This window comes from Macrococcus equipercicus, assembly GCF_004359525.2.
Taxonomy (GTDB): Bacteria; Bacillota; Bacilli; order Staphylococcales; family Staphylococcaceae; genus Macrococcus; species Macrococcus equipercicus.
In genome coordinates this window covers 180992-194186 of the sequence record NZ_SCWC02000002.1, presented here as the reverse complement: position 1 = coordinate 194186, position 13195 = coordinate 180992, and the positions used below count along the sequence as shown (strand labels likewise).

Genomic DNA, 13195 nt, shown 5'->3' with positions numbered 1-13195 from the left:
CACCTTACTTTCTTTGTGGCGGTGTATTGTCGTTTGTATCCGTCATTTTATTGATGGCATTTCTCATGCCTGTATCTGATTCGATATTCTTCAAGTTATAGTAGTCCATCACACCAATGTTGCCTTCCTGCAGCGCTCTCGCCATCGCAAGCGGTACTTCGGCTTCTGATTCGACGACTTTCGCTCTCATTTCCTGGACGCGGGCTTTCATTTCCTGCTCCTGGGCGACGGCCATCGCACGGCGTTCTTCCGCTTTCGCCTGTGCAATGTTTTTATCTGCCATCGCCTGCTCTGTCTGGAGATCTGCCCCGATGTTCTTGCCGATATCTACATCCGCGATATCAATCGACAGAATTTCAAAGGCCGTCCCTGAGTCAAGACCTTTGCCAAGAACGGTCTGTGAGATCATATCCGGATTCTCAAGGACGGAAGTATGTGACCGGCTTGAACCAATCGTCGAGACAATCCCTTCACCGACACGGGCAACGATTGTTTCTTCACCCGCACCACCGACAAGACGCTCAATGTTAGCACGCACCGTAATTCTTGCCTTTGCTTTCACTTCAATACCGTTCATTGCGACACCGGCGATAAATGGTGTTTCAATGACTTTCGGATTGACCGACATCTGCACTGCTTCCAGCACGTCACGTCCAGCAAGGTCAATCGCCGCCCCACGTTCAAACGGCAGATTGATGTCCGCCCGCTGTGCTGCGATAATCGCATCCACGACGCGATCGACATTACCGCCTGCCAGATAATGCGATTCCAGCTGGTTCGTCGTTAAATGAAGGCCTGCTTTATGCGCTTTAATCAACGGATCAATGACACGTCGCGGTGATACACGGCGCAGACGCATACCGACCAGTGTGCCGATCCCGACTTTGACGCCTGCTGCTAGTGCTGATATCCATAGTCCTACAGGAACAAAGGTGAACAGCAGCATCAGCAGAAATAAAACAACAACAATAATAATCCCTAAAATAATCAGTTCCATGTGCTTGACCACTCCTTAAATAATTTCTCGTACAACGACACGCGTTCCTTCAACATAAATGATACGTACTTCTTTGTGCTGTCCGATAAAAGCACCTTCACTGACTGCATCAATCCGCTCCTGCCCAAGAGCGATAATCCCGGATGGTCTGAGCGCTGTAGCGGTGACAGCGAGCTGACCTGTCAGATGACTTCTGTCATCATGGGACGTATAGCCCGCTTCCTTTGAAGTAGCATCTGTTAAGATGACTTTACTGAACAGGGGCACTTTTCTACTTAAAAACTTCACGATAATCACCCATTCTATTAACGCAATAATCATACACGAGGCAACAAACACTGACATTTTCCCGATATCCGCACCGATCAATAGAAAACTTGATGCGATCATGATAAGACCAGCAATACCGAGCACGAGTCCTACGACAAAGAGCTCCATAATGACAAGAATGATGCCTGTCAGAAACAAAATAATGGACAGCATTTCAAGGTCTCCGTTAAGCGCCGTCACTATAATAAAACCAAGTGCTGCAAGAACTGCCAGCACGCCTGACCAGTAGAGCCTGTCATAAAGCTGCCAGACAGCTGCTGTGAACATGATGAGCATCAATATGAACAAAGTGCCATCATATAAAGTCCATGCCAATTTTGCCACCTCCTTACTGTCATTATACATTAACTTCCACAGCTGTAATAACATTTGATGAAAAATTAAGAAAACTTTAAGGATTGAGCATGAAAACCGGCATAGCAAAACACCCCGGCAGCTGACTGTAATAGTCAGCTGCCGGGGTGCAACTGCAATCGATTGATTGCAAGTTTCGTTATTCAAAGATTGTCCTCACGACGAATGAGATAGATCTATTCATAATATTTGAGGGAGTTCAAATATTATTTGAATTTACGTTTACGTGCTGCTTCTGATTTCTTTTTACGTTTAACACTTGGTTTTTCGTAGAATTCACGTTTACGAACTTCTTGGATCGTACCGCTTTTAGAAACCGTACGTTTGAAGCGACGCAGTGCATCTTCGATAGATTCGTTTTTACGAACGACTGTTTTAGACATTATATTTCCCTCCCTCCAAATATCAACGGAACATTAATGAATCATAGATATCTCTATGTACTCAAGTATTATAATATAACTGCAGTAAGCGGTCAATAGTGAATTTATTTACCAGCTATCAGCGCCACAGCACCTTTCTGCTGTTCTTTCGGCATGACTTTGACAAATTGTCCGTAGTTGAGCGGATAGCCTGCCTCTGTGATCTTCACTTTGACGATTTCACCGATCAGCTGCTCGCTGCCTGCAAACTGTACTTTCAAGTAATTATCAGTATAGCCGATTAAGACGCCGTCCTCTGAGCCTTTTTCCTCAGGAATAACTTCCAGCACTTCACCATCAAACTGACTCGCATATTCTTTTGCCAGCTGGTCTGACAGGCTGATGAGCCGGTGCACACGCTCATTTTTAACCGCTTCATCAATCTGATCGGTCATGCGGGCAGCAGGCGTGCCCGTCCGCATAGAGTACGGGAAGACATGAAGCTCTGAGAATTTATGGGCTTCAATGAAGTCATAGGTCTCCATGAATTCTTCTGCTGTCTCACCCGGGAAGCCGACGATGACATCACTCGTCACTGCAAGCCCCGGCATGATCGCATGGAGCTTCTGCAGACGTTCAGAGAAATGCGCCATCGTGTATTTACGGCGCATGCGTTTCAAGACGGTATCACTGCCGGACTGCAGCGGAATATGCAGATGGCGCACGACTTTATTGCTCTGGTCAATTACATCGATCACTTCATCTGTCAGCTGACTCGCCTCAATGGACGAGATGCGGATACGTTTCAGCCCGTGAATGGTCTCAAGGTCGCGCAGCAGCTGTGCCAGGTTGTAATCTTTTAAGTCTTCGCCGTAGCCGCCCGTATGAATACCGGTCAGGACAATCTCCTGGTAGCCTGCTTCCACTAACTGCGCCGCCTGTCTGACGACTTCCTTAGGGTCACGCGAACGCATCAATCCCCGTGCCCACGGGATGATGCAGAACGTACAGAAGTTGTTGCACCCTTCCTGGATCTTCAGTGAGGCACGTGTACGGTCCGTAAAATACGGCACATCGAGTTCTTCATAAGTCCGGTTTTTCATGATGTTCGTGACACCATTGATCGGCTGACGGACAGTTTTATATTCTTCGATGTAAGGCAGCAGCTTGTTTCTGTCCTGTGTTCCGACGACGACATCAACGCCTGGAATATCCATGATTTCAGCAGAAGATGTCTGCGCGTAACAGCCCGTCACACAGATGACTGCCTCAGGATTGCGTCTGATTGCACGCCGGATGACCTGCCGGCTTTTTTTATCTCCAGTGTTCGTCACCGTACATGTATTGATCACATACACATCCGCGTTCTGTTCAAAGTCGACCCGTTCATAACCGTCGTCCTTGAACAACTGCCAGATCGCTTCAGTCTCATAATGGTTTACTTTACATCCTAATGTATGAAAAGCAACTGTTGACATTTTCTCACCTCATTAAATCTTCATTGATTCTTCATATGCATTATTTAAAAATAACACTTTTGCATAAAATATTCAATGAGTTTTCCTGGCAGGAATGATTATACCATCAGTTCGAAAAAATAACTGACCGCACTTAAGGCATACAGTGGTGCCGTCTCTGCTCTTAAAATTCTCGGCCCGAGCCCGATCGTCCGGCCGCCGAAAATTTCCAGTTCAGCCGCTGATAAGCCTCCTTCCGGACCGAAAATAATAAGCACGCGCGTACCCGGCGCCATCGACTTCAGTGCTGCATGAAACTTCTTCGTCTCGCCTGCCTTCGCTTCTTCTTCGTAGGCAACAAGCACTTGATCATAATCTACTGTCAATTCAGCAAGTGCTTTACTGCCCGGCTGGAATGTCACCGTCGGAACATGCCGGCGGTAGCTCTGTTCTGCCGCTTCCTTGACAATCTTATTGAAACGTTCCAGGCGCTTCTCCATCTTCTTCTGGTCGACTTTAATAATCGTCCGTTCGGAGACAAACGGAATAAAATGGGCTGCTCCGAGCTCCGTCGCCTTCTGAATCATCCACTCGTACTTATCATTTTTCAGCAGACCGCTTGCTATCGTGACATCAACCGGCAGCTCAGTCGTAATGTCCAGTGCTTCAGTCGCCTCGACTTCAACGCTGCTGTCAACGGCCGTCAAGCGGCAGACATAGACCCCGTTACGGAAGTTGACAATGATCTGATCGCCGGCACTGCTGCGCATGACGTTCTTTATATGATGGACATCATCAGCTGACTGAATAGTAAAACGCTCGTTCAGTCCAGCGTCCTCCGCTAAGAAATACCGCTGCATTATGCCACCTCTTTAACAGCCGCAACCGCAATCCAGCCGCTGTCACGGGATATCTCAAGGATGCGGTAGCCTGCTTTCTCGAGGTGCGTGACAATCATGTCTTCCTTCTCTGTGATGATACCGGAAGTGACGAAGATGCCGTTCTCGTTCAGCAGCTTGTAGCTGTCATCAATCATGAGGTCAACGATGTGCGCAAGAATATTCGCTAATATCACATCACGCTTCTCAGTCTCTCCGGCAAGCAGGTTCCCTGTATCAACTGCAATGTGTGCCGCACAGCCATTGATCTCAAAATTCTCTTCCGCTACCCGCACTGCCACTTTGTCAAGGTCGACTGCACGGATCGGCGATGCGCCGAGCTTGTGCGCTGCAATACTTAATATGCCGGACCCTGTGCCGACGTCAATAACTGACCGGCCGGGTTTCACATACTTCTCGATCAGTTTGAGGCACATAGACGTCGTCGCATGATCACCTGTACCGAACGCCATGCCGGGGTCAAGCGTAATGACCGTCTCATCCGGTGCTGCATCGTAAGTCTCCCAGCTCGGTACAACGGTGAACGTCTCTGAAGCGCGAAAGGCATGGAAATGCCTCTTCCATTCATTCTCCCAGTCATCGTCCTTTATATCCGCCGCTGAAACAGCGAAGTCTGTGACAGGAATATCATGCAGCTGCAGTACAGCCTGCTTAATATCTTCAAGCAGTGATTCCTTATAATCAAACGCGCTGAAGTAACACCTAATGCGTATTCCCGTCTCAGGATAGTCAGCCGGGTTAAGATCATATATTTCACCGTAACTATCGACTCTACCTTTTGATACTTCCGCGCTGTCTTCAATCACGACGCCATTGGCACCAAGTTCATCCAAGATGTCCGCGATGAACGGTTCCACTTCATGATTGGTCAGTATTGTCACTTCTTTATAATCCATCTTATTCACCTCTGAAGAATCGACGTGTCTTATCAAAGAAATTATCGTGCTGCTCGTCAATCTCTTCTCCGTCAATCTCAGCAAACTCTCTCAGCAGTTCAACCTGCTGTTCTGTCATATTTGTCGGCGTCTTCACATTGACTGTCACAAACTGGTCGCCTTTGCCGTAGCCGTGGACATTTTCGACACCTTTATCCCGTAGTCTGAAGCGTCTGCCTGTCTGTGTCCCGGCAGGAATCGTCAGCCTTACTTTACCGTATAATGTCGGTATTTCGATCTCATCACCGAGCGCAGCCTGAGCGAACGTCAAGTCAAGCGTATGGAAGATATCATCACCGTCACGTTCAAACAAGTCGTGGCTGTTCACGCGGAAGACGACGTATAAGTCACCTGCCGGACCGCCGTTAATGCCCGGTTCTCCGTGACCCGCTACTCTGATCTGCTGGCCGTTGTCAACGCCTGCTGGAATCGTCACATTGATCGTCACATTTTTCAGGATCGTACCGTCGCCGTGACATTCATGGCAGGGCTCTTCAATCTTCTTACCTGTGCCCTGACAGTCAGGACAAGGACGCTCTGTACGGATTCTGCCGAACGGTGTGTTCTGTTCAACGCCGACCTGACCGCGGCCGTGGCATGTTGGACACGTCGTGACTGAAGTGCCGGGTTCTGCCCCTGTCCCTTCACAGACGTCACAGGCCACTTCTTTTTTCACGGTGATCTCACGCTCTGCACCGAAGATGGCCTCTTCAAAATTAATCGTCATCTGATACTGCAGATCATTACCTTTCTGTGGTGCATTCGGGTTCCGTCTCGCACCGCCGCCGCCGAAGAAAGAACTGAAAATATCTTCAAAGCCGCCGAAACCGCCGAAATCTCCGCCGCTGAAGCCGGCACCCTGACCCATACCGGCATGTCCGAACTGATCATACTGCGCTTTCTTGTTGTCATCACTCAGCACTTCATAAGCTTCAGAAATCTCCTTGAACTTCTCATCTGCACCTGCTTCTTTGTTAATATCCGGGTGATACTGTTTGGATAACTTACGGTATGCTTTTTTAATCTCATCTTTAGAAGCGCCTTTAGATACACCAAGGACTTCATAATAGTCTCGTTTTGCCACGTCAGATTGCTCCTTTATCATTTATCTCATCTATCATATAGGAAACTGAAGAAAAAGCCAAAGCCAATAAATTGACTTTGACTTTTAAAGACTTCAGCTATTATTTTTTATCGTCGTCTTTCACTTCAGTGAAATCCGCATCCACTACATCATCCTGTGGTGCTTCGCCTTCAGCCTGCTGCTGTGCCATCTGTTCATATAATTTCATTGATAATGCCTGAACGATTTCATTCAATGCATCTTTCTTAGTTCTGATGTCTTCAAGGTCATTGCCTTCCAATGCTTTTTTAAGTTCTTCTTTGGCATTTTCAGCTTTTTCTTTTTCAGACGCATCCACTTTGTCTTCTAAGTCTTTCAATGTTTTTTCTACAGTGAACACTAATTGATCTGCTTCGTTGCGAAGGTCTACTTCTTCACGGCGTTTTTTATCCGCTTCTGCATTCGCTTCTGCATCTTTCACCATGCGTTCGATCTCTTCATCTGATAACGCTGATGTAGACTGGATAGTGATCTTCTGTTCTTTTTGAGTGCCTAAGTCTTTCGCTGTAACGTTGACGATACCATTTTTGTCGATATCAAATGTCACTTCGATTTGTGGCACGCCGCGTGGTGCCGGCGGAATATCAGTCAACTGGAAACGACCGAGCGTTTTGTTGTCTGCCGCCATTTGACGTTCACCCTGCAGGACATGGATGTCTACTGCCGGCTGATTGTCAGCTGCTGTAGAGAATACTTGTGATTTTGAAGTCGGGATTGTTGTGTTACGTTCGATTAAGACTGTAGACACACCACCCATTGTTTCAATACCAAGTGATAATGGTGTTACATCAAGTAATACAACGTCTTTAACGTCACCTGTGATCACGCCGCCTTGAATCGCTGCACCCATCGCAACAACTTCATCAGGGTTAACGCCTTTATTCGGCTCTTTGCCTAATTCTTTTTTGATAGCTTCCTGTACGGCAGGAATACGCGTTGAACCACCGACAAGGATGACTTCGTCGATATCCGCATTAGACAGACCGGCATCTTTCATCGCTTGACGTGTCGGTCCCATTGTGCGTTCTACAAGCGCACGAGATAAGTCTTCAAACTTCGCACGTGATAATGTCACTTCTAAGTGTAATGGACCCGCTTCTCCTGCAGAGATGAATGGTAATGAGATTTGAGTTGAAGAAACACCTGATAAATCTTTTTTCGCTTTTTCAGCTGCATCTTTCAGACGCTGCATCGCCATTTTATCTTTAGATAAATCTAAGCCGTTTTCTTTCTTGAATTCTTCAACAAGGAAATTGATGATGACATTGTCAAAATCATCCCCGCCAAGACGATTGTCACCTGAAGTAGACAACACTTCAAAGACACCGTCACCAAGTTCAAGGATAGATACGTCAAATGTACCGCCGCCTAAGTCGAAGACAAGTACTTTTTGTTCTTTATCTGTTTTATCAAGACCATATGCCAGTGCTGCAGCAGTCGGCTCGTTAATAATACGTTCTACTTCAAGACCTGCGATTTTACCGGCATCTTTTGTCGCCTGACGTTCTGCATCGTTGAAGTAAGCAGGAACCGTGATAACTGCTTTCGTCACTTTCTCACCGAGATATGCTTCTGCTGTCGCTTTTAAGTTCTGCAGAATCATCGCTGAGATTTCCTGCGGTGAATATTCTTTACCTTCAACATCTACTTTATAGTCAGTACCCATGTGACGTTTGATTGAGATGATTGTGTTAGGGTTAGTGATCGCCTGACGTTTTGCGACTTCACCGACTTGAGTTTCACCATTTTTGAATGCCACAACTGATGGTGTCGTTCTGTTACCTTCAGGGTTCGCGATGACTTTTGGTTCGCCGCCTTCTAATACAGATACGCAAGAGTTCGTTGTTCCTAAGTCAATACCAATTACTTTACTCATGATTAAATTCCTCCATAATAATTGTTTTGATTGATTACTTGATTAAAAATGCGTCTATTCGTTGACTTTGACCATCGATGGTCGAAGCACGCGCTCTTTTAATTTATAGCCTTTTTGCAGTTCTTCCAGTACGACACCGGAATCTTTGCTGTCATCTTTATCCTGCATCACTGCCTGGTGAAGATTCGGGTCAAACGGCTGGTTCTCCGCTTCAATTTCTTCCAGACCATGGTCTTTCAGCGCGCTCACCAGATTTTCGTGAATCATCTGAAGCCCTTTGTAAAGACTTTGGAAGGCCGGATCTTCGCCTTTCTGGCTTAATGCACGTTCAATGTTGTCAAGAGCAGGAATGATGTCACGCAGTACGCTCTGAGAGCGGTATGTGCGTTCGGTGTCCAGCTCAGCACGTGTTCTTTTTTTATAGTTTTCAAATTCAGCATAGAGGCGCAGATACTTTTCTTCACTTGCTTCAGCGGCCTGCTCAAGCTCAGCTACTTTTTGCTCAAAGTTGTCTTCATCCACATCAATCGGTTCTTCATCGACAGGTGCCTGACTGACATTCTGCTCTTCTGCTTTCTGCTGTTCTTCTGCAGTTTCTAAAGACTGCTCTTTTTGTTCCTCAGTCACAGTAAGTTCCTCCTTCGCCCTAAAGCGCTTTTAATTCTTCGAATACTCTGCGGTAGCTCATCTGCACGGGACCGATGACTGCCAGCCGGCCAAGAAAGCCTTCTGATACGACCGGTGCCGTGATTAAAGAAACATTCTGCAGAGTATCATCGATTTCCTGTCCTATCTTAACATTAACTAAATTATCATTCATACTATTTAGCTTCTTGATCAGCGCAGATGAATCAATAAAAGTCAATGTATGCTTGATCGCATCGATATCATTCGACGGTAGAGAGTCAAAGATAAACTTTCTGCCTGCGATGTACTTGACAGGATCACGGGTCGTCATCCGCCTGATGATCCAGGAAATGATGGTTTTTAGGAGCTGCTGTTCAACAGGCACGTCCACAGGCTGAAAATCGTCTTCCAGCTGGAGATTGTTCAGCTCATCCAGCCGTTCATAAAGATAACGATTCAGCAGTGTCAGCTGTTCCTGCGTCAGCTGCTTCTGCCATATGATCTGCTGGTGATCAATGTCACCATTCTGATAGACCACAATTAACAGCAGATGGTTGTGAAATGCTGTCAGATGAATATCAGAGAGACCTGCATTACGGTGATAACCAGTGATGACGGAGACATACTGCGTCTCTTCCGCCATGTGTTCAGCCAGCTGCCGGTGATTATTCGCATGAATAATCACCGCATCTGAATGCAGTTCCTGCTGCAGACTTCTGATGTAGTGCTTATAACCTTCGACAGATGGTCTTCTTCCGGAAGACGTGTGGGTCTTCTCAATAAAACCCTGTGCTTCCAGCCGCTTCATTTCAGCGCGGATTGTCGCCGGGCTGATCGTCAGCTGATGGTTCGCCATCAGGGCCTTCGATCCAACAGGCATCCCACTTTCAACAAAATCTTCAACAATAGTGTTAAGCAGTGATTGTTGTCTATTCGTGAGCATATTCCACCTCGTTAGCACTCACTAACCTCAAGTGCTAATATTAATTTATCAAATTGGTCAAAGTATGTCAATCTTTTGCATTCATCCTATCAAAAAATTTTTTCTAACGTAAAAAATCCCTGCTTTACACTGAAAGCAGGAACTTCTCAAAGACATTGTTACCGATCATCCGACCGGCCGGTGTCAGCGCTATATAGTTGTTGTCCTCAGTGAGGAGACCATCTGCCACTAAATCTTCAAGCACATCCTTGAAAACGTCATCAAGCGTTATATTATACCGCGCAGCGAACACGGCTTTTGAGACACCGCTGTTCAGCCGCAGCCCTAAAAACATGAATTCTTCCATCGACTCTTCCACTGTCACCTGGTGCGTCTCTTTAACGGCACTGCCTGTCGTCTGCATGGCCTTGATGTAATGCGGGACCGGTGCGATATTGAAGTAGCGTGCGCCGTTAATGTAACCGTGACTGCCGGCACCGGCGCCGTAGTATTCACTGTTCTGCCAGTATACTTTGTTATGGCGGGACTCGTGACCCGGCTTAGCGAAATTAGAGAGCTCATACTGACTGAAATCAGACTGTGCGAGCCGCTGGATTGTATAGTCATACATCTCAGCCGCAAGCGTGTCATCCGGCAGCTGCAGCATCCCTTTACGGTACTGGTTATAAAACTGCGTCTTCGGCTCCAGAATAAGCGAATAGCTCGAAATATGGTCGATATTAAGCGCCAGTGCCTTGTCAAGGTCACGCTTCACCTGCTCCAGCGTCTGGGTCGGCAGATGATACATCAAGTCAATGCTGACCGACTGGATACCTAACGATTTTGCGGCATCGACAGCCGCTTTTATGTCGCTTTCCTCATGCGTCCGGCCGAGCAGCTTCAGCAGATTGTTATCAAAGGTCTGCACGCCGAGACTCAGCCGGTTGACCCCGTACTGCTTCATCACGGCAATTTTCTCGGCTGTCAGTTCATCCGGATTCGCCTCCATTGTCCATTCATCGGTCACTGTGAACCGGTCCGCTATATAAGATAACAGCCGCTCCAGCTGAGTGACAGATAAAGCAGTCGGCGTACCGCCGCCGATGAACAATGTGTTAAAAGTACAAGTGTCAATGCCTTCCAGTTCCTGGATCAGACAGTCAATATAAGCATCGACGGGCTGATTCTTGATCAGAAACTTGTTGAAGTCACAGTAAGTACAGATCCGGTTGCAGAATGGAATATGAATATATAAACTCGTCATTGTCTCACCTCTTCGCAGGCAGCTTCACAGGAAAACGCCCCGGCGTTTCCTCCGGGGAACGACCAAGGCGTCATCAGCTGCTTGTTTATTCTTCATCCATTTTCAGTACAGCAAGGAAAGCTTCCTGCGGGATTTCCACAGAGCCGACCGCTTTCATCTTCGCTTTACCTGCTTTCTGTTTTTCCAGCAGTTTACGTTTACGGCTGATGTCACCGCCGTAACATTTCGCAAGAACGTTCTTCCCGATGGACTTAATATTTGTCCGTGCCACAATCTTCTGCCCGATGGCTGCCTGAACAGGCACTTCAAACTGCTGTCTCGGAATTAATGTCTTCAGTTTTTCGACGATGACTTTACCGCGGTCGTAGGCGAAGTCACGGTGAACGATAAAGCTCAGTGCATCGACAGTGTCACCGTTCAGCAGAATGTCCATCTTGACAAGGCGGCTCTCTTTATAGCCGATCAGTTCGTAGTCAAATGACGCATAACCTTTTGTATTGGATTTCAGCTGGTCAAAGAAATCAAAGACAATCTCTGACAGCGGAATCTCATAAATGATATTGACACGGATGTCATCCATGTAGTCCATCGTCTGGAAATTACCACGTTTTTTCTGGCACAGCTCCATGACAGAACCGACATAGTCATTCGGCACCATGATGCTCGCTTTAACATACGGTTCAAAGATTTTATCTATTTTCTGCGGATCCGGCATTTTTGATGGATTATCCACGATGACTTCGGACTTATCTGTCATCTCGCATTTATAAATAACAGACGGCGCAGTCGCAATGAGTTCAATGCCGAACTCGCGCTCAATACGCTCCTGAATGATCTCCATATGCAGCAGCCCAAGGAAACCGACCCGGAAACCAAAGCCGAGCGCCTGTGACGTCTCCGCTTCGAATTCAAGTGACGCATCATTCAACTGCAGTTTTTCCAGCGCTTCCCGCAGATCATTATAGCGCCCTGTTTCTATCGGATAGATTCCGCAGAAGACCATCGGATTCATCTTCTTGTAACCTTGCAGCGGTTCAGCTGCCGGATTGCCGGCAAGCGTGATTGTATCGCCGACACTTGAATCAGCTACGTTTTTAATGGAAGCTGTGATATAACCGACGTCACCGACAGTCAGTTCTGCGACCGGAAGCTGCTTCGGTGTATTGATACCTACTTCCACCACTTCAAATTCTTTACCGGTCGCCATCATACGGATTCTATCGCCCGCTTTAACTGTGCCGTCGATAACACGGATGGATGAAATCACACCGCGGTAAGCATCGAACGCACTGTCAAAAATCAGCGCTTTAAGCGGTGCTTCAGGATCGCCTTCCGGCGGCGGCACAAGCTCGACAATCTGTTCCAGTATTTCGTCGATACCGATGTTGGCTTTAGCCGAAGCGAGCACTGCATCAGAAGCATCAAGGCCGATGACATCTTCTATCTCCTGCTTGACCCGCTCCGGTTCTGCAGCCGGCAGGTCAATCTTGTTGATGACGGGGATTAATTCCAGATTGTTATCCAGCGCGAGATAAACGTTGGCGAGCGTCTGCGCTTCAATACCCTGTGCTGCGTCTACTACAAGGATGGCGCCTTCACATGCTGCCAGGCTCCGTGACACTTCATAAGTGAAATCGACGTGTCCTGGTGTATCAATTAAATGAAAGATGTAGGTTTCGCCGTCTTTTGCTGTATAATTTAACTGCACGGCGTTCAGCTTGATGGTGATACCGCGTTCGCGTTCAAGATCCATTGAATCCAGCAACTGAGCTTTCATCTCACGGCTTGCTACCGATTTTGTGTTCTCGAGAATTCTATCTGCTAATGTCGATTTGCCGTGGTCAATATGGGCGATAATCGAGAAGTTTCTTATCTTTTCCTGTCTCTTCAGGCGCGCTTCATTGTTCATCTATAGAACCAACTTTCTTTCTTAGTCAATACAATTGATTATAGCAAGATAAAACAACGACTTCAATCCATTTTAAAATAACGATTGCATATAGGCGTTAATTTTGATAAAATATTTCTTGTTGCAAACAAATTGTACCT

Annotated in this window: 12 protein-coding genes; all 12 read right to left on the bottom strand. The window is 46.9% G+C overall.

Annotated features, from left to right (window positions below):
- Positions 1–4: 4 nt before the first annotated feature.
- Positions 5–991 (bottom strand): flotillin-like protein FloA, encoded by a 987-nt coding sequence (gene floA / locus ERX35_RS03520; RefSeq protein ID WP_149458844.1) that lies wholly within the window; start codon positions 989–991, stop codon positions 5–7.
- Positions 992–1012: 21 nt separating this feature from the next.
- Positions 1013–1642, bottom strand: a complete 630-nt coding sequence (locus ERX35_RS03515; protein ID WP_246143108.1) for an NfeD family protein — start codon at positions 1640–1642, stop codon at positions 1013–1015.
- Positions 1643–1887: 245 nt separating this feature from the next.
- A complete protein-coding gene (rpsU, locus tag ERX35_RS03510; RefSeq protein WP_016998564.1) occupies positions 1888–2064 on the bottom strand; it encodes a 30S ribosomal protein S21 in 177 nt (58 codons plus the stop codon).
- 104 nt (positions 2065–2168) lie between these two features.
- The gene (mtaB, locus tag ERX35_RS03505; protein ID WP_149458534.1) at positions 2169–3521 is read right to left on the bottom strand and encodes a tRNA (N(6)-L-threonylcarbamoyladenosine(37)-C(2))-methylthiotransferase MtaB; all 1353 of its coding nucleotides are present in this window, start codon (positions 3519–3521) and stop codon (positions 2169–2171) included.
- Between the two features lie 98 nt (positions 3522–3619).
- Complete coding sequence (locus ERX35_RS03500; protein WP_149458533.1) at positions 3620–4360, bottom strand: 16S rRNA (uracil(1498)-N(3))-methyltransferase; 741 nt, start codon at positions 4358–4360, stop codon at positions 3620–3622.
- Entirely contained in the window at positions 4360–5295 is a 936-nt protein-coding gene (gene prmA, locus ERX35_RS03495) for a 50S ribosomal protein L11 methyltransferase (protein WP_149458532.1), read from the bottom strand. The genes ERX35_RS03500 and prmA overlap by 1 nt, the downstream gene beginning before the upstream one ends.
- A gap of 1 nt (position 5296) precedes the next feature.
- The gene (gene dnaJ / locus ERX35_RS03490) at positions 5297–6418 is read right to left on the bottom strand and encodes a molecular chaperone DnaJ (RefSeq protein WP_149458531.1); all 1122 of its coding nucleotides are present in this window, start codon (positions 6416–6418) and stop codon (positions 5297–5299) included.
- A 100-nt stretch (positions 6419–6518) separates the two neighbouring features.
- Positions 6519–8333: a molecular chaperone DnaK gene (gene dnaK, locus ERX35_RS03485; protein ID WP_149458530.1), complete on the bottom strand. Its 1815-nt coding sequence runs from the start codon at positions 8331–8333 to the stop codon at positions 6519–6521.
- A gap of 54 nt (positions 8334–8387) precedes the next feature.
- Positions 8388–8960: a nucleotide exchange factor GrpE gene (gene grpE, locus ERX35_RS03480; protein WP_149458529.1), complete on the bottom strand. Its 573-nt coding sequence runs from the start codon at positions 8958–8960 to the stop codon at positions 8388–8390.
- Positions 8961–8979: 19 nt separating this feature from the next.
- Positions 8980–9903: a heat-inducible transcriptional repressor HrcA gene (hrcA, locus tag ERX35_RS03475; protein WP_149458528.1), complete on the bottom strand. Its 924-nt coding sequence runs from the start codon at positions 9901–9903 to the stop codon at positions 8980–8982.
- A gap of 124 nt (positions 9904–10027) precedes the next feature.
- Positions 10028–11146 (bottom strand): radical SAM family heme chaperone HemW, encoded by a 1119-nt coding sequence (hemW, locus tag ERX35_RS03470; RefSeq protein WP_149458527.1) that lies wholly within the window; start codon positions 11144–11146, stop codon positions 10028–10030.
- A gap of 85 nt (positions 11147–11231) precedes the next feature.
- Positions 11232–13055 carry a translation elongation factor 4 gene (lepA, locus tag ERX35_RS03465; RefSeq protein ID WP_149458526.1) on the bottom strand — a complete coding sequence of 608 codons (1824 nt, stop codon included), beginning with the start codon at positions 13053–13055 and terminating at the stop codon, positions 11232–11234.
- Positions 13056–13195: the final 140 nt, after the last annotated feature.